This is a genomic window from Streptococcus sp. HMSC076H09 (assembly GCF_001811765.1).
Taxonomy (GTDB): Bacteria; Bacillota; Bacilli; order Lactobacillales; family Streptococcaceae; genus Streptococcus; species Streptococcus agalactiae.
Window position 1 is genome coordinate 15,235 of record NZ_KV806596.1, and the last position, 17,761, is coordinate 32,995.

Genomic DNA, 17,761 nt, shown 5'->3' on the forward strand with positions numbered 1-17,761 from the left:
TGCTCTGCAGAGGTTTATTATTTATCTCAACGAGAGTGGTTATTGGAGAAATTGTACGTTGGTAAGTCAATACCTTCTTCAAGAATAGCTTTTTGATAAAGTTTGTAAAATTCAGCATAGATGTCAAACTGAGCACCGTTTTGCGTGAAGATATTAATACGATAAACAAATTGACCATTAGCATTGGTTGTAGGACCAAAAACAGTAGGCTCTCCAACGATAGCAGGGTGTTTTGAAACATACTCTTCATTGATTTTTGTTACAATATCAGAAATCTGATCAAGGTTTGTATGAACAAATAAAGGAATATCAATTTGAGCACGCATATTGCTACGAGATTTATTGCTGACAATTGTAATATTACGATTAGGAATGAAGTGTAAGGTTCCATCGAAATCATGAATTTGTGTGGTGCGTATCCCAACATTAGTAACAGTGCCTGATACAGTACCAACATTAATAATATCACCAACATCAAATTGGTTTTCTAGTAGAATAAAAAAGCCATTGACAACATCTGATAAGAAGCCTTGAGCACCAAGTCCAATAGCAACCCCAGCAATACCAGCCCCAGCTAATAAACTAGAAATTGGAACGCCCAATATACTTAAAATCCAATAGAATAGAAAGAAATAAAGGGTATAGTTTAAAACATTGTGAGAAAGTTTAGCTAATGTTTTTTGACGAGCTACTTTTTGTCTAGAAAAGGCGAGTGAGCGATTAACAGTCTTTTCGAAAAGATAATTGATGACTTGCCTAACGATAACGAATGCAATGATCAATAATAAGATTGATATTAGTTTGGTGAAGAAAGTAAATAAAACTTCCTCTACATTAAGATGGTCTATAAATTTTTCTAAAGTAATCATAGTAATAGTCTAGTAAAAAAAAAGCCATAGAGCAAGTATTTTAAAAGCTTATCGTTAAGCAGTTTAAAGCTTCTTTTTTGCATAAAAACTTTGTAAAACGTTTTAAATTATGGTAAACTAAACTGTATCTAAATAATTTTAAGGAGAAATGACTTAATGTCTACATCATTTGAAAATAAAGCTACAAACCGTGGTATTATCACATTTACAATTAGTCAAGATGAGATCAAGCCAGCTCTTGATCAAGCATTCAACAAAGTTAAAAAAGATTTGAACGTTCCAGGATTCCGTAAAGGACATATGCCTCGTACAGTTTTCAACCAAAAATTTGGTGAAGAAGCACTCTACGAAAATGCATTGAATTTAGTGTTGCCAAAGGCTTACGAAGCAGCTGTTGCAGAACTTGGTTTAGACGTTGTTGCTCAACCAAAAATTGATGTTGTATCAATGGAAAAAGGTCAAGATTGGAAGTTGACAGCTGAAGTTGTTACAAAACCAGAAGTTAAACTTGGAGATTACAAAGACCTTTCAGTAGAAGTTGATGCTTCAAAAGAAGTTTCAGCTGAAGAAGTTGATGCTAAAGTTGAACGTGAGCGTAACAACCTTGCAGAATTGACTGTTAAAGATGGTGAAGCAGCACAAGGTGATACAGTTGTTATTGACTTTGTAGGTTCAGTTGATGGTGTTGAATTTGATGGTGGTAAAGGAGATAACTTCTCACTTGAACTTGGTTCAGGTCAATTTATCCCAGGATTTGAAGAACAATTAGTAGGTTCTAAAGCTGGTCAAACTGTAGACGTTAATGTAACATTCCCAGAAGATTATCAAGCAGAAGATCTTGCAGGTAAAGATGCTAAATTTGTTACAACAATTCATGAAGTAAAAACTAAAGAAGTTCCAGCACTTGATGATGAACTTGCAAAAGATATTGATGATGAAGTTGAAACACTTGATGAGTTGAAAGCAAAATATCGCAAAGAGCTAGAATCAGCAAAAGAAATTGCATTTGATGATGCAGTTGAAGGTGCAGCAATCGAATTAGCTGTTGCCAATGCAGAAATTGTTGAATTACCAGAAGAAATGGTTCATGATGAAGTACATCGTGCTATGAATGAGTTCATGGGTAATATGCAACGTCAAGGAATTTCACCAGAAATGTACTTCCAATTAACAGGTACAACTGAAGAAGACCTTCATAAGCAATACCAAGCAGATGCTGACAAACGCGTTAAAACTAACCTTGTTATTGAAGCAATTGCAGCTGCAGAAGGCTTTGAAGCAACAGATGAAGAAATCGAAAAAGAAATCACAGATCTTGCTTCAGAATACAATATGGAAGCTGACCAAGTACGCGGTCTACTTTCAGCAGATATGCTTAAACATGATATTGCAATGAAAAAAGCGGTTGACGTTATCACTAGCTCAGCTACTGTAAAATAATTGCTTATTAAATTTTGAAAAGATTGGGCTTCCCAGTCTTTTTATTTGTGATTATTCTTTTGACGAATAGCTAAAAATAGCGTAAAATAGTAAATAGCGAAAATTTGAAAATATGACTTATCTATTTTCTATCTATAAAGAATATTGCTAAACAAAATGATAGTCTTACACAATTAAGGAGAATAACTTTGGAATTAGAAGTATTTGCTGGGCAAGAAAAAAGTGAACTTTCGATGATTGAAGTTGCTCGCGCTATTTTAGAGCAACGTGGTCGTGATAACGAAATGTACTTCAGCGATTTGGTAAATGATATTCAAACCTACCTTGGAAAATCTGACTCAGCAATTCGTGAGTCATTGCCATTTTTCTATTCAGATTTGAATACAGACGGAAGTTTTATTCCACTTGGCGAAAACAAATGGGGACTTCGTTCATGGTATGCTATCGATGAAATTGACGAGGAAATCATCACTCTTGAAGAAGATGAAGATGGCGCTCCAAAACGTAAGAAGAAACGTGTCAATGCTTTCATGGATGGTGATGAAGATGCTATTGATTACAATGATGATGATCCAGAAGATGAAGATTTCACAGAAGAAACACCAAGTTTAGAATATGATGAAGAAAACCCTGACGATGAAAAATCAGAGGTAGAATCGTATGATTCTGAGATTAATGAAATCATTCCTGATGAAGATTTAGATGAGGATGTAGAAATCAACGAAGAAGACGATGAAGAGGAAGAAGAGGAAGAAGAGGTTTAGACAGGGATTTTGTATTTGACAAATAGTCAGATATAGTTTAAACTATTATTCGGGCACCTCTTATGAGGTCAGATAAAGCTCCCTAGTGATAGGGGGCTATTTTGTTTTTGGGAAAGATACAGAATGGTTCCAGATAGTTTTCTGAGTAGGCCCTTGATCAGATAGTTTCTACTAGTTTTGACTAGAGAAGCTGGTATTATTTATCAATCATGTGTTTTGGGTTTTACCCGTAAACTAACTGTTAGATTAACATTTAATTTAAGGAGTTTTTAATGACAAAGTATATTTTTGTTACAGGTGGTGTGGTCTCTTCTATTGGTAAGGGGATTGTTGCAGCAAGTCTTGGGCGCTTACTAAAAAACCGTGGGCTAAAGGTGACAATTCAAAAATTTGATCCATATATTAATATTGACCCAGGGACAATGAGCCCTTATCAACATGGAGAAGTTTATGTTACAGATGATGGTGCAGAAACTGACCTTGACCTTGGACACTACGAGCGTTTTATTGATATTAACTTAAACAAATATTCAAATGTTACAACGGGTAAGATTTATAGTGAAGTTCTTAAAAAAGAACGCCGTGGAGAATACCTTGGTGCAACTGTTCAAGTTATCCCACACGTTACGGATGCTTTGAAAGAAAAAATCAAACGTGCTGCGACAACTACAGATTCAGATGTTATTATTACTGAAGTTGGCGGTACTGTTGGAGATATTGAGAGCCTTCCGTTTTTAGAAGCACTTCGTCAAATGAAGGCAGATGTTGGTTCTGATAATGTTATGTACATTCATACAACGTTATTACCATACCTAAAGGCTGCCGGCGAAATGAAAACAAAACCGACTCAACATTCTGTTAAAGAGTTACGTGGCCTAGGTATCCAACCTAATATGCTTGTTATCCGTACAGAGCAACCAGCAGGTCAAAGTATTAAGAATAAATTGGCACAATTTTGTGATGTTGCACCAGAGGCTGTTATAGAGTCCCTTGATGTTGACCATATTTATCAAATTCCACTTAACATGCAAGCTCAAAATATGGATCAAATTGTTTGTGATCACTTGAAGCTTGAGACACCTGCTGCTGATATGACAGAATGGTCAGCAATGGTTGATAAAGTAATGAACCTTGAGAAAAAAGTTAAAATTGCATTGGTTGGTAAATATGTTGAATTACCTGATGCCTACCTTTCAGTTGTGGAAGCCCTTAAGCACTCAGGGTACGTCAACGATGTTGCTATTGATTTAAAATGGGTAAATGCTGCTGAAGTGACAGAAGATAATATTAAAGAACTTGTCGGAGATGCAGATGGTATTATCGTTCCTGGTGGATTTGGCCAAAGAGGTAGTGAGGGTAAAATTGAAGCAATTCGCTATGCACGTGAAAATGATGTTCCAATGCTTGGTGTTTGTCTCGGAATGCAGCTAACTTGTGTCGAATTTGCGCGTAATGTTTTAAAACTTCATGGAGCTAATTCAGCAGAGCTTGACCCTAAAACACCGTTCCCAATCATTGATATTATGCGTGATCAAATCGATATTGAAGATATGGGTGGTACTCTTCGCCTTGGTCTATATCCATGTAAATTGAAAGCAGGTTCAAGAGCTGCGGCAGCTTATAATAATCAAGAAGTTGTCCAACGTCGTCACCGTCACCGTTATGAATTTAATACAAAATTCCGTGAGCAATTTGAGGCTGCTGGATTTGTCTTTTCAGGGGTATCACCGGATAATCGTTTGATGGAAGTTGTTGAGTTACCAGAGAAAAAATTCTTTGTTGCAGCACAATACCATCCAGAATTACAATCACGTCCTAACCATGCTGAAGAGCTTTACACAGCTTTTGTAACAGCAGCAGTTGAAAATATGAAATAACTTTATCGCCTCCCAGTATTAGGAGGCGATTTTATTTTTTTAGATAGTTTCACTATCAAAGTATCATTAGCTCTTTTCTTTTTCTAAAAATAAGGTATAATAGGTTGCATGAAAAAGATTCGATTATCAAAGTTTATTAAAATGATTGTTGTTATTTTGTTTTTAATTAGTGTAGCAGCTAGTTTTTATTTTTTCCACGTTGCCCAAGTTCGAGATGATAAATCCTTTATTTCAAATGGTCAACGTAAGCCTGGAAACTCTTTATATGCTTATGATAAATCCTTTGATAAGCTATTAAAGCAAAAAATAGAAATGACAAACCAAAATATAAAGCAAGTTGCTTGGTATGTTCCTGCTGCTAAGAAAACTCATAAGACAGCTGTTGTCGTTCATGGTTTTGCGAATAGCAAAGAGAATATGAAGGCATATGGTTGGCTGTTTCATAAGTTAGGATACAATGTTCTTATGCCTGACAATATTGCACATGGTGAAAGTCATGGGCAGTTGATAGGCTATGGCTGGAACGACCGCGAGAACATTATCAAATGGACAGAAATGATAGTTGATAAGAATCCATCAAGCCAAATTACTTTATTTGGTGTTTCAATGGGTGGAGCAACAGTCATGATGGCTAGTGGTGAAAAATTACCTAGTCAGGTTGTTAATATCATTGAAGATTGCGGTTATTCTAGTGTTTGGGATGAATTAAAATTTCAGGCTAAAGAGATGTATGGTTTACCAGCCTTCCCACTCTTATATGAAGTTTCAACAATTTCTAAAATCAGAGCAGGTTTTTCGTATGGACAAGCAAGTAGTGTCGAACAATTGAAAAAGAATAATTTACCAGCCCTCTTTATTCATGGTGATAAGGATAATTTTGTTCCAACAAGTATGGTTTATGACAACTATAAAGCTACAGCAGGTAAGAAAGAGCTTTATATTGTAAAAGGGGCAAAACATGCGAAATCTTTTGAAACAGAGCCAGAAAAATATGAGAAACGTATCTCTAGTTTTTTGAAAAAATATGAAAAATAATATTGACAACAATATGATAAGTTGATATAATTTATTATGTTGTTAAGCGGGGATGGCGGAATTGGCAGACGCGCAAGACTAAGGATCTTGTGACCGCTTTTGGTCGTGAGGGTTCAAGTCCCTCTCTCCGCAGACTAGTCGAGTTCATTTGGAACTCGACTTTTTGCATATTTAAGATAAAGATGGAGTATCACATGTCAAAAGTACGTGGCTTTGAATTAGTTAGCCAATTTAGCAATAAAGAGTTATTACCAAAACGAGAAACAGCTCACGCAGCTGGCTATGATTTAAAAGTAGCTAAAAAAACGGTTATTGAACCTGGTGAAATTACATTGGTCCCGACCGGTATTAAAGCACACATGCAACCAGGGGAGGTCCTGTACCTTTATGATCGTTCATCGAATCCACGTAAAAAAGGGATTGTCCTAATAAATTCAGTTGGTGTTATTGATGGTGACTACTATAATAACCAAGTCAATGAAGGACATATTTTTGCACAGATGCAAAATATTACTGATCAGGCTGTTATTTTAGAAGAAGGGGAACGGATTGTTCAGGCTGTTTTTGCCCCATTCTTATTGGCAGATGACGATCAGGCTACAGGAATGCGTACAGGTGGTTTTGGTAGTACTGGAAAATAAAATTATTTTACGAATAATGTTAGAAAAGGCTAGACTTACTTCTTAGCCTTTTTTGATGAGAGTAAACTTATATTTTCTCTAACTTGGTGTGATATAATGAGTGTACTAGTTATTTGGTACCAAGCTATCATATTAATTTAGAAGTTATAAAGGAGGCCTGAGTGGCTAAGAAAAAATCAGTCTTCACCTGTCAAGAGTGTGGTTACCAATCACCTAAGTATTTGGGACGTTGTCCAAATTGCTCAGCCTGGTCTTCATTTGTAGAAGAGGTTGAAGTTCAAGAAGTTAAAAATGCACGAGTTAGTTTGAACGGTGAAAAGTCCCGACCGACGAAGTTAAAAGATGTTTCCTCAATTAACTATTCTAGAACTAAGACTGATATGGATGAATTTAACCGTGTTCTAGGAGGCGGCGTTGTACCAGGAAGTTTGGTTCTGATTGGAGGAGACCCTGGGATAGGTAAATCTACTTTATTACTACAAGTATCAACTCAGCTAGCTAATAAAGGTACAGTATTATATGTCTCAGGTGAGGAATCTGCAGAACAGATTAAGTTACGAAGTGAGCGTCTAGGCGATATCGATAATGAATTTTACCTTTATGCCGAGACTAATATGCAAAGTATTCGGTCGGAGATTGAGAAGATTAAACCAGATTTTCTTATTATTGATTCTATACAAACTATTATGAGTCCCGAAGTATCAAGTGTCCAAGGCTCTGTTAGCCAAGTTCGCGAAGTGACCGCTGAGTTGATGCAGTTAGCTAAAACTAATAATATTGCTACTTTTATTGTAGGTCATGTGACTAAGGAGGGAACATTAGCAGGCCCTCGAATGCTAGAACATATGGTGGATACGGTTCTTTATTTTGAAGGGGAGCGTCATCACACGTTCCGTATTTTACGGGCAGTCAAAAACCGTTTTGGTTCGACCAATGAAATAGGTATCTTTGAAATGCAGTCGGGTGGTCTAGTTGAAGTTTTGAATCCAAGTCAAGTTTTTCTTGAAGAACGTTTAGACGGTGCAACAGGATCTGCTATTGTTGTTACTATGGAAGGAACAAGGCCTATTTTAGCAGAGGTTCAAGCTTTAGTGACTCCAACTGTTTTTGGAAATGCTAAGCGCACAACCACAGGTCTTGACTTTAATCGTGTCAGTCTTATTATGGCAGTTCTAGAAAAACGTTGTGGTTTATTGCTTCAAAATCAAGATGCCTATTTAAAATCAGCGGGTGGTGTTAAATTGGATGAACCAGCAATTGATTTAGCTGTTGCTGTAGCTATTGCTTCCAGTTACAAAGAAAAACCCACAAATCCAAAAGAATCATTTATTGGAGAAATTGGACTCACTGGTGAGATTCGTCGCGTGACACGTATTGAGCAACGTATTAATGAGGCTAGTAAATTGGGCTTTACTAAAATTTACGCACCAAAGAATTCTCTAGCTGGGATTGAAATACCTAAAGGCATTGATGTTATTGGTGTGACAACTGTTAGTCAGGTCTTAAAAGCAGTGTTTTCAACATAATGATTAGATTCGGTTCAGCCGAATCTTTTTTGGTGGCGAGAGACATTTCGTGAAAAATAATGGGCAAAATGATAATATAAAAGGGTTGGTATTTAGTAAATATCGAATGATGTTACACTAACAAAGGAGATCTCTATGACCACTTATTTTGATAACTTTTTAAAAACCAATCAAGCCTATGCTGACTTACATGGAACAGCTCATCTACCTATCAAGCCAAAGACAAAGGTTGCTATTGTAACCTGTATGGATTCTCGTTTACACGTTGCTCAAGCTCTAGGGCTAGATTTAGGAGATGCTCATATTTTACGTAATGCTGGTGGACGAGTTACAGACGATGTTCTACGTTCTTTAGTTATTTCGCAACAACAATTAGGAACACGAGAAATCGTTGTTCTACACCATACAGATTGTGGAGCACAGACGTTTACTAACGAAGCTTTTGCTACTCAATTACAGAGAGATTTGGGTGTTGATATGCATGGACATGATTTTCTTCCTTTTAATGATATTGAAGAAAGCGTTCGTGAGGATGTGGCAAAATTACATGCTTCTCCATTAATCCCAAATGATGTTGTTATTTCTGGTGCTATTTATGATGTAGATACTGGTCGTATGGTGGAAGTTAAATAGAAAAAATCCTGTCCTTAGCGATGGGTTTTTTTATTTTAGAAAACTAGATTTAAAGGTAACAGTTAGGCTTATCATGCCTTATGCTGGAATTCAGACAGAGGAAACATCTTTTGCTATACTGAAACTATATTATAAAAGCGGAGGAAATTTAAAATGAAAAAATATGATGTCATTGTTCTTGGTTTTGGTAAAGCAGGTAAAACATTAGCAGCAAAATTAGCAACACAAGGTAAAAGCGTTGCAATGGTCGAAGAAGACGATAAAATGTATGGGGGAACATGTATCAACATTGGATGTATTCCGACAAAAACGCTTTTAGTATCAGCTAGCAAAAATCACGATTTTCAAGAAGCTATGACTACTAGAAATGAAGTTACAAGTCGTTTACGTGCTAAAAATTTTGCTATGTTGGATAATAAAGACACTGTGGATGTTTATAATGCTAAAGCTCGCTTTATATCAAATAAAGTGGTCGAATTAACAGGAGGAGCTGACAAACAAGAACTTACAGCTGATGTTATTATTATCAATACTGGTGCTAAGTCAGTACAATTACCAATCCCAGGATTAGCTGATTCTCAACATGTTTATGATTCAACGGCAATCCAAGAATTGGCTCATCTTCCTAAACGGTTAGGTATCATTGGAGGCGGTAATATTGGTCTTGAATTTGCGACTTTATATTCTGAATTAGGGAGCAAAGTGACAGTTATTGATAGTCAATCTCGTATCTTTGCGCGTGAGGAAGAGGAATTATCAGAGATGGCTCAAGATTATTTAGAAGAGATGGGAATATCTTTTAAATTATCAGCCGATATCAAATCTGTGCAAAATGAAGATGAAGACGTTGTTATTAGCTTTGAGGATGAAAAATTAAGCTTTGATGCAGTATTATATGCAACAGGACGTAAGCCAAATACAGAAGGTTTAGCACTTGAAAATACAGATATTAAATTGACAGAACGTGGAGCTATTGCTGTTGATGAATATTGCCAAACTTCTGTTGAGAATATTTTTGCAGTTGGTGATGTTAATGGCGGCCCTCAATTCACATATATTTCTTTAGATGACTCACGTATTGTCTTAAATTATTTGAATGGTGATAAGGATTATTCTCTAAAAAATCGAGGAGCAGTACCGACTTCAACCTTTACAAATCCTCCTTTAGCAACGGTAGGTCTAGATGAAAAGACCGCTAAGGAAAAAGGATATCAAGTTAAATCTAATAGCCTTCTTGTTTCTGCCATGCCACGTGCACATGTTAATAATGACCTTAGAGGTATTTTTAAAGTTGTGGTAGATACTGAGACAAATCTTATTTTGGGAGCTCGCTTATTTGGTGCAGAATCCCATGAATTAATTAATATCATCACAATGGCAATGGATAATAAAATCCCATATACTTATTTCCAAAAACAAATTTTCACTCACCCAACAATGGTAGAGAATTTTAATGATTTGTTTAACTTTTAAGAATATTTTTAAAAAGTAAGGCAATTTTGCTTTACTTTTTTTATCGAAAATTAGTGTGGCTATTATTACTGATTATCATTTTTAGTGATTTAGTGGTATAATAGGGTTGATTGGCAATCATCTGTAAGAGTTTGAATGATGTTTTGCCCCCTTGACTAATTCAGTTAAACTGAAAAAGTTTACTATCAGAAAATATAGGAGTAGAATTTTGGCTAATAAGATTCGTGTGCGTTATGCACCAAGTCCAACAGGATTGTTACACATCGGAAATGCGCGTACTGCGCTCTTTAACTACCTTTATGCTCGCCATCATGGTGGGGATTTTGTTATTCGTATTGAAGATACTGACCGAAAACGCCACGTCGAAGATGGTGAACGCTCTCAATTGGAGAACTTACGTTGGCTAGGTATGGACTGGGATGAAAGCCCTGAAACACATGAAAATTATCGTCAATCAGAACGCCTTGAGCTCTACCAACGTTATATTGATCAGTTGTTAGCAGAAGGTAAAGCCTACAAGTCCTATGTGACTGAGGAAGAATTAGCAGCAGAGCGTGAACGCCAAGAATTGGCAGGCGAAACACCTCGCTATATCAACGAATTTATCGGAATGTCAGAAACTGAAAAAGAAGCTTACATTGCAGAACGTGAAGCATCAGGCATCATTCCGACAGTACGCCTTGCTGTTAATGAATCTGGGATTTATAAATGGACTGATATGGTAAAAGGTGACATTGAGTTTGAAGGCTCTAATATCGGCGGAGACTGGGTTATTCAGAAGAAAGATGGTTATCCAACTTACAATTTCGCAGTAGTTATTGATGATCATGACATGCAAATTTCGCATGTTATTCGTGGCGATGACCATATTGCAAATACGCCAAAACAATTAATGGTTTATGAAGCACTCGGTTGGGAAGCGCCACAATTTGGTCACATGACATTGATTATAAACTCAGAGACTGGTAAGAAATTATCAAAACGCGACACCAATACTCTTCAATTTATCGAAGACTATCGTAAAAAAGGTTATATGTCGGAAGCTGTCTTTAATTTCATTGCCCTTCTTGGTTGGAATCCTGGTGGAGAAGAAGAAATCTTCTCACGCGAGCAATTAATTAATCTATTTGATGAAAATCGTCTTAGCAAATCACCAGCAGCATTCGATCAGAAGAAGATGGATTGGATGAGTAATGATTACCTAAAAAATGCTGATTTTGAGAGTGTTTTTGCACTTTGCAAACCATTCTTAGAAGAAGCTGGTCGACTTACAGACAAAGCTGAAAAATTAGTTGAGCTTTATAAACCTCAATTAAAATCAGCTGATGAGATTGTACCATTAACAGACCTTTTCTTTGCAGATTTTCCAGAATTAACAGAAGCCGAAAAAGAAGTAATGGCAGCAGAAACAGTCCCAACAGTCTTATCTGCTTTTAAGGAAAAGTTAGTATCGCTTTCTGACGAAGAATTCACTAGAGATACTATTTTCCCTCAAATTAAGGCTGTTCAAAAAGAAACAGGTATTAAAGGTAAGAACCTATTTATGCCTATTCGTATTGCGGTTTCTGGTGAAATGCATGGACCAGAGTTACCAGATACTATTTATTTATTAGGTAAAGAAAAATCAGTTCAACATATCGATAATATGTTAGCAAAATTATAATATAAAAAGTCGTGAATTTTCACGACTTTTTGTGTACTTTTACCAATTGTATTTTTCAACATTGTCTTTGGTAACAAGGTAAATTGGAGAAATTGTTTCTTTCTCTACTTTTTTGCCTTTATAATGATCAATTGCTGCTTGAATTGCTATTTCTCCCATCTTAGCTGGTTGTTGTGCAATAGTGGCTGAAATATCTCCTTTTTTAATGGCATCATGGGCATCTGGCTGACCATCAATTCCTACGATAAGAACATTTTGCAAGCCAGCAGATTTGACAGCCTGTGCAGCCCCAAGTGCCATTTCATCATTTTGTGCGAAAATAATTTGGACATCTTTATGTCCTTGAATCATATTTTGTGTAGTATTCAAAGCTTTGGCGCGGTCAAAATTGGCAGATTGGCTTGAAAGAATGTCAAGTTTAGATTTTGCAACTGAATGAAATCCTTTACCACGGTCTACAGTAGCAGAGGCACCTGGTACTCCAGATAATTCAAAGGCTTTTGCTTTTTTGCCTAGTTTTTTAACAGCATAATCCGCAGCCATCTTACCAGCAGCAACGTTATCTGAAGCGACAGTAGTTAATACTTTGCCTCCCTCACTACCACGGTCCATTAGAATAACAGGAATATTAGCGTTGTTTGCAGACTTAATAGCTGTTACAATAGCTTTTGAGTCAACGGGATTAATCAAAATAGCATCTACGTTTTGACTAATAAAGTTTTGGACATCATCTGCTTGACGTGCGGCGTCATCTTGAGCATCAGCTACCTTAATGCTTATTTTTTTATTGCTAGCATATTTGTCAATACCGTCTTTCATCGCAACAAAGTAGGGATTGTTAGTTGTTGAAATAGATACACCTAGTTTCAAGTTTTTAGCAGATTTTTTGGTTACATTTTTTGTAGAATTCCCAGTAGAATTTCCAAGTCCAGTTTTACCACATGCACCTAGAATGAGGACAATAGACATCAATAAGGCTAGAAAGCCAAGTTTTTTTCCAAATTTCATTTGAAACTCCTTTAGATAAAATATAATGAATTTATAGAAATTAGAGTAAAGACTATTTTGCTACTTTAAAGCGATCAAGTAAAACAGCCATTAAAATAACGATACCTTTCACAACTTGTTGCCAAAATGCAGAGACACCAATGATGTTTAATCCATTGTTCAGGACACCAATAATGAGAGCACCAATCAATGTTCCAATGATACGTCCTTTCCCACCAGATAAAGACGTTCCACCTAAGACAACGGCGGCAATAGCATCCATCTCATAACTTGCTCCAGCTGTTGGTTGTGCTGAGCTAAGGCGTGATGTGATAATTAACCCAGAAATGGAAGCCATGATACCTGAGATAGTGTAGATGATAATTTTAACTTTGTTTAACTTAATACCCGAGATATACGCTGCTTTTTCATTACCTCCTAAAGCGTAAACAGATTTCCCGAAGGCTGTTTTATGTAACAAAATATACAAAATAATAAAAGTAAGAAACATGAGAATGACTGGGAATGGGATACCAACAATATAGCCTTGTCCCAAAAATTGGAATAGAAAACTATCGGATAAGCCAGCGGTAATTGGGTTGCCGTTTGAATAAACTAGCGTTGCTCCTCTAAAGATAGTCATTGTTGCCAGTGTAACGATAAATGGTGCTAATTTTCCGTAAGAAATGAAGAGTCCGTTTAGCATTCCCAAGATGCCACCTAAGGCAACAGATAAAACGATAGCAATACCAACGGGTACTCCGTGGCCGATTAATCCAGCTGTTAATGCACTAGATAGGGCTAATATGGACCCGACTGATAAATCAATACCGCCAGTCAAAATAACGAAGGTCATCCCGAAAGCGATAAAACCATTTGCAGTTACTTGTAATAATAAATTGAGTAGATTATTGGTTGTGAGGAAATTAGGATTAATGAGTGTGATAATAACCATTAAACCAGCTAACGCAATCAGGGTTGTTAACTCTGATATATATTTCATCATATTTTTCACTTTACTTACCTCCTGTGGCTAGTTGCATAACTTTTTCTTGGTCAGCTTCTTTTCGACTGAGTTCTCCACTGATTCGACCTTCGTGCATTACCATGATGCGGTCACTAACACCTAGAATTTCAGGTAAGTCTGATGATACCATGACAATTGGAACACCTCTGTCTGCTAGTTCATTCATTAATTGGTAAATCTCTCGTTTAGCTCCGACATCAACACCACGTGTTGGCTCATCAAGAATTAAGACTTTAGGAGCAATACCAATCCATTTATCGAGAACGACCTTTTGTTGGTTACCTCCAGAAAGATTTCCAACCTCTAAATCTGGTCTCCCTGATTTAATGTAGAGGCGATTAATCAATTGTTGCACAAATGTTGTGCTTGTTTTTTCATCAAAGAAACCATGTTTGCTAAAATCTTTAGTGCTAGGGAGAGTCATATTGTCCTTGATATTGAAGTCTAGGATGAGACCTTCATCTTTTCTATTTTCGGTCAAAAAACCAATGCCCTGCTTGATAGCTTGACTTGGGCTAGTAATAGTGATTTCTTGGTTATCAATTTTCACCTTACCAGACTTCTTTTTATCAATTCCAAAGATAGTTCGCATAACTTCAGTACGCCCAGCTCCCATTAATCCAGAAAATCCAAGAATCTCGCCTTTACGGACATAAAAGGAAACGTCCTCGAAATTATCTCCACAGAGGTTACTAACTTCAAAAGCAACAGGCCCAATTTCAGAATGTTTTTCAGGATAGTAATCTTCCAATTTTCGGCCAACCATTTTTTTAACCAATTCGTCAGAATTTGTGAGTGATGTTTCTTTTGTATCTACAATGACACCATCTCTCATGACGGTTACGAAGTCAGTGATTTTAAAAATTTCCTCCATTCGATGGGAGATATAGACAATGCCCACTCCTTCTTGTTTTAAACTTCGGATAACTCGGAAAAGATTTTCAGTTTCACGATCTGTTAAAGCAGCAGTCGGTTCATCCATTACCAAAATAGAGAGTTGGTTTAGGAGACTTTTGGCGATTTCAATCATTTGTTGTTGTCCAACAGACAAGTTACCAATCGGGATGTCTAGGGGAATAGTCACACCTAATCTTTTAAAAGCTTCAAGTGCTTTTTGTCTCATTAATTTTTGATTGAGTAAGCCAAAAGTTGTCTTGATTTCACGTCCAAGAAAGAGATTTTCCAAGACAGTCATTTCCGGCCAAGTATTCATCTCTTGGTGAATAAAACTAATGCCAAATTCCTCTGCTTCTTGAGGGTTTGAAAAAGTTCGTTCCTCGCCATCAATATAAATAGTTCCTGTACTTGCTGGAAAAAGTCCTGTTAGAATGTTCATTAAGGTTGATTTACCCGCACCATTTTCACCCATAAGCGCGTGTATTTGACCAGATTGTAATTCCAAATCAATCTTCTCTAGAACTTTATTAGTACCGAAGGATTTGGAGATATTCCTCATGTCAATTTTCATGGACTAAACTCCTTTCTAGATGATAACACCAGATTGTAGAATAATATTTGAATACGGTGTATTTTCACCTGTACGAATAACTGCTTTGACATCTTGGGTCATTTGTTTTAAATGATCGTGACTGACGTACTCTATGCTAACAGAGTTATCAAGTTTAGCTAATAACCTTGATAATTGATCCGGATTTGCTTCCTTGATTTCTTCTGCTAAAATGACTTTTTCAACTAAGATATTCTCTAAATAGATATCAAGTACCTCTTGGAAACTAGGTATTCCAGAGGTCAAAGACAAATCAATCTTTGGAATGCCATTTGGAACAGGTAGACCCAGATCTCCAATACAAACTCGATCAGTATGCCCAAGGTCATCTGCTAATTTAGCGAGATGACTATTTAATATGCCAGTCTTTTTCATAATGTTGGTTGTCCTCCATTTCTTTAATTGTAGGCATGCCACCCTGTGCACCAAATTTTTGCACGGATAAGTGAGCAGCTAGAGTTGCAAAACGTAAGGCATTAGCAATCTTAAATTTTTTCGAGATAGCATAACCGAATGCACCGTTAAAAGTATCACCTGCACCAGTTGTATCAACAGCTTTAGTTTCTAAGGCAGGAATTAAATGGCTTTCTTTTCCATCAGAGTAGATGGCTCCTTTTGTGCCGAGTGTTACAATTAGTTTTTCAGGATATGTGGCTAATATATCCTCTAGTTTTTGGTTTGGGAACAGCTCTTGACATTCGTGTTCATTTGGTGTGAAATAATCGACCTTATCGAGCATCTCAATATCAGTCTTTCTAGATGGTGCAGGATTATAGAGTAATTTAATACTATGTTCTTTACAAAAATTAGCAATTTTCATATTTGCTTGATGAGGAATTTCATTTTGTAATACAACTAAATCAGCTTCTTTAATTATTGACCACTCCTGAGACCACTTTTTAGTATCAACTTTTCCGTTGGCTCCAGGACAGTAAATGATTCGATTATCATTATTATAAAGAGTGATTTGGGCAACACCTGAAGAAGATGGTATCGTTCCCACAAAATCCGTAGTAACATGGTTTTTGTTTAAATTATCCAAAAGAATGGGACCAAAAGAATCCTCGCCAATGGCACCAAGAATAGTAATATTATCTCGATCTTGGCTAAGACGCCCAATAGCGACAGCCTGATTAGCACCTTTACCTCCTGGAACCATTGAAAAACGTTGGCCAAATACGGTTTCTCCCTCTTTGGCGATACGATTGGTTTCCATAACTAAGTCCATGGAAATACTACCGATAATGACAATGTTACTCATCTATTTTCCTCCTTAGGGTTTCACGTTCGACATAATGAACGGGTAATTTAATACGCTTATTGGTAATAGGTAATTGATTAGTAATTTTGAAAATTAATTCAGCTGCTTTTTGTCCCATAATATATGATGATTGGTGAATAGTTGACAACGAAGGGTAGATAAATTGGCTCATTAAAATATCATCATAACCAATAATTTGTACATCTTCAGGGATTCGCTTCCCTCGATTAAGAATCTCGTGTAGGTAGGCAATAGCATGTATATCAGATGGAGCGATAATGCTATCAATATCTGGATGGTGGTCAAGTAAAGTTTTCGCTTCAATTTGAATCTCTGCAAAATCAAAACTGGCACTATCTTCGATAGCAAAACGAGCCCCTTTGTTTAATAGGTAATTTTGGCTTCCTTGAAACCTTTGATTAAGGTTATCAGCTTTATCTAGCGGACCACGAATGAGTAATATATTGGTAGCACCTGCTGTCCAAATAGCTTGAGCTGCTAATTTTCCTCCCTCTTTATTATCAGAGAAAACGCCGTACTGTGTTTCTTGATTAACGCGGTCAACAACTACAACTGGAATATCTATTTCAGGATGATTTTTGGTGAAATCGTGTGTTGTAATAATCCCTGCAGCATTACTTTGTAATAGCACATTTAAGTACTCTTCTTCTAAATGGCTCTTGTTATTTGTGTTGCCAAGCATGACACGATAACCCTGTTCTTTTAGAAATTCTTCAACTCCTCTAGCAAGTCTTGGAAAGAAAGGGTTTGAAATATCGGGAAGTAGTAATCCAACAAGTTGATTTTTTTTGGTTTTCAGAGATTGTGCAAGGAAATTTGGAACATAATGGAGTTCGCGGATAGCTTGCTCGATTTTTTGACTTGCTTTTTGACTAACGTAACCATTTTGGGATATATACCTTGAGACAGTAGATGTTGATACGCCAGCTTTCTCGGCGACTTGTCTAATCGTACTCATAGAAACTCCTTTCTTTTATTGTGGGAACGGTTTCATAATTAGAATTGTAATCGCTTACTAAAAAATTGTCAAGCTATTT

General features: G+C 36.5%; 16 protein-coding genes and 1 tRNA gene. 10 read left to right on the forward strand and 7 right to left on the reverse strand.

What is annotated here, in order from left to right; all coding sequences use genetic code 11:
* Positions 1–26: 26 nt before the first annotated feature.
* Positions 27–869, reverse strand: a complete 843-nt coding sequence (locus HMPREF2818_RS02480; protein WP_000631144.1) for a mechanosensitive ion channel family protein — start codon at positions 867–869, stop codon at positions 27–29.
* A gap of 156 nt (positions 870–1,025) precedes the next feature.
* Here HMPREF2818_RS02480 and tig point away from each other — a divergent pair, with 156 nt between their 5' ends.
* The 10 genes from tig to gltX all read left to right on the forward strand — a co-directional run bounded on the left by tig (position 1,026) and on the right by gltX (position 11,921).
* Positions 1,026–2,309, forward strand: a complete 1,284-nt coding sequence (gene tig / locus HMPREF2818_RS02485; protein ID WP_000107749.1) for a trigger factor — start codon at positions 1,026–1,028, stop codon at positions 2,307–2,309.
* 188 nt (positions 2,310–2,497) lie between these two features.
* Entirely contained in the window at positions 2,498–3,073 is a 576-nt protein-coding gene (gene rpoE / locus HMPREF2818_RS02490; protein WP_000418426.1) for a DNA-directed RNA polymerase subunit delta, read from the forward strand.
* A gap of 272 nt (positions 3,074–3,345) precedes the next feature.
* A complete protein-coding gene (locus HMPREF2818_RS02495) occupies positions 3,346–4,950 on the forward strand; it encodes a CTP synthase (RefSeq protein WP_000170432.1) in 1,605 nt (534 codons plus the stop codon).
* 108 nt (positions 4,951–5,058) lie between these two features.
* Positions 5,059–5,985, forward strand: a complete 927-nt coding sequence (locus HMPREF2818_RS02500; RefSeq protein ID WP_000723853.1) for an alpha/beta hydrolase — start codon at positions 5,059–5,061, stop codon at positions 5,983–5,985.
* A 46-nt stretch (positions 5,986–6,031) separates the two neighbouring features.
* Positions 6,032–6,117, forward strand: a tRNA-Leu gene (locus tag HMPREF2818_RS02505).
* Positions 6,118–6,179: 62 nt separating this feature from the next.
* Positions 6,180–6,626, forward strand: a complete 447-nt coding sequence (locus HMPREF2818_RS02510) for a dUTP diphosphatase (RefSeq protein ID WP_000049182.1) — start codon at positions 6,180–6,182, stop codon at positions 6,624–6,626.
* Between the two features lie 161 nt (positions 6,627–6,787).
* Positions 6,788–8,152: a DNA repair protein RadA gene (radA, locus tag HMPREF2818_RS02515; RefSeq protein WP_001085193.1), complete on the forward strand. Its 1,365-nt coding sequence runs from the start codon at positions 6,788–6,790 to the stop codon at positions 8,150–8,152.
* Positions 8,153–8,287: 135 nt separating this feature from the next.
* Positions 8,288–8,785 carry a beta-class carbonic anhydrase gene (locus tag HMPREF2818_RS02520; protein WP_000214746.1) on the forward strand — a complete coding sequence of 166 codons (498 nt, stop codon included), beginning with the start codon at positions 8,288–8,290 and terminating at the stop codon, positions 8,783–8,785.
* A 153-nt stretch (positions 8,786–8,938) separates the two neighbouring features.
* Positions 8,939–10,258, forward strand: a complete 1,320-nt coding sequence (locus HMPREF2818_RS02525; RefSeq protein ID WP_000759708.1) for an FAD-containing oxidoreductase — start codon at positions 8,939–8,941, stop codon at positions 10,256–10,258.
* A gap of 208 nt (positions 10,259–10,466) precedes the next feature.
* Positions 10,467–11,921: a glutamate--tRNA ligase gene (gltX, locus tag HMPREF2818_RS02530; protein WP_001284505.1), complete on the forward strand. Its 1,455-nt coding sequence runs from the start codon at positions 10,467–10,469 to the stop codon at positions 11,919–11,921.
* Between the two features lie 39 nt (positions 11,922–11,960).
* Here the strand turns inward: gltX and HMPREF2818_RS02535 are convergent, their stop codons facing one another.
* The 6 genes from HMPREF2818_RS02535 to HMPREF2818_RS02560 are packed head-to-tail and all read right to left on the reverse strand — an operon-like array spanning position 11,961 to position 17,682.
* A complete protein-coding gene (locus HMPREF2818_RS02535; RefSeq protein WP_000668261.1) occupies positions 11,961–12,929 on the reverse strand; it encodes a substrate-binding domain-containing protein in 969 nt (322 codons plus the stop codon).
* Positions 12,930–12,981: 52 nt separating this feature from the next.
* Positions 12,982–13,923, reverse strand: coding sequence for an ABC transporter permease subunit (rbsC, locus tag HMPREF2818_RS02540; protein ID WP_000794185.1), 942 nt, complete (start codon positions 13,921–13,923; stop codon positions 12,982–12,984).
* Between the two features lies 1 nt (position 13,924).
* Entirely contained in the window at positions 13,925–15,403 is a 1,479-nt protein-coding gene (locus tag HMPREF2818_RS02545) for a sugar ABC transporter ATP-binding protein (protein WP_070508656.1), read from the reverse strand.
* A gap of 15 nt (positions 15,404–15,418) precedes the next feature.
* Positions 15,419–15,817, reverse strand: a complete 399-nt coding sequence (gene rbsD / locus HMPREF2818_RS02550) for a D-ribose pyranase (protein ID WP_000750742.1) — start codon at positions 15,815–15,817, stop codon at positions 15,419–15,421.
* On the reverse strand, positions 15,792–16,703 hold the full coding sequence (gene rbsK / locus HMPREF2818_RS02555; RefSeq protein ID WP_000065860.1) for a ribokinase: 912 nt from the start codon (positions 16,701–16,703) through the stop codon (positions 15,792–15,794). The genes rbsD and rbsK overlap by 26 nt, the downstream gene beginning before the upstream one ends.
* Complete coding sequence (locus tag HMPREF2818_RS02560) at positions 16,696–17,682, reverse strand: LacI family DNA-binding transcriptional regulator (protein WP_000104360.1); 987 nt, start codon at positions 17,680–17,682, stop codon at positions 16,696–16,698. The genes rbsK and HMPREF2818_RS02560 overlap by 8 nt, the downstream gene beginning before the upstream one ends.
* Between the last annotated feature and the right edge of the window lie 79 nt (positions 17,683–17,761).

Coding starts and splice junctions, on each gene's coding strand:
- rbsK (WP_000065860.1), bottom strand. CDS start 16,703: ATGAGTAACATTGTCATTATCGGTAGTATTTCCATGGACTTAGTTATG.
- HMPREF2818_RS02520 (WP_000214746.1), top strand. CDS start 8,288: ATGACCACTTATTTTGATAACTTTTTAAAAACCAATCAAGCCTATGCT.
- tig (WP_000107749.1), top strand. CDS start 1,026: ATGTCTACATCATTTGAAAATAAAGCTACAAACCGTGGTATTATCACA.
- HMPREF2818_RS02480 (WP_000631144.1), bottom strand. CDS start 869: ATGATTACTTTAGAAAAATTTATAGACCATCTTAATGTAGAGGAAGTT.
- HMPREF2818_RS02560 (WP_000104360.1), bottom strand. CDS start 17,682: ATGAGTACGATTAGACAAGTCGCCGAGAAAGCTGGCGTATCAACATCT.
- HMPREF2818_RS02510 (WP_000049182.1), top strand. CDS start 6,180: ATGTCAAAAGTACGTGGCTTTGAATTAGTTAGCCAATTTAGCAATAAA.
- HMPREF2818_RS02495 (WP_000170432.1), top strand. CDS start 3,346: ATGACAAAGTATATTTTTGTTACAGGTGGTGTGGTCTCTTCTATTGGT.
- HMPREF2818_RS02525 (WP_000759708.1), top strand. CDS start 8,939: ATGAAAAAATATGATGTCATTGTTCTTGGTTTTGGTAAAGCAGGTAAA.
- rbsD (WP_000750742.1), bottom strand. CDS start 15,817: ATGAAAAAGACTGGCATATTAAATAGTCATCTCGCTAAATTAGCAGAT.
- HMPREF2818_RS02545 (WP_070508656.1), bottom strand. CDS start 15,403: ATGAAAATTGACATGAGGAATATCTCCAAATCCTTCGGTACTAATAAA.
- HMPREF2818_RS02500 (WP_000723853.1), top strand. CDS start 5,059: ATGAAAAAGATTCGATTATCAAAGTTTATTAAAATGATTGTTGTTATT.
- HMPREF2818_RS02535 (WP_000668261.1), bottom strand. CDS start 12,929: ATGAAATTTGGAAAAAAACTTGGCTTTCTAGCCTTATTGATGTCTATT.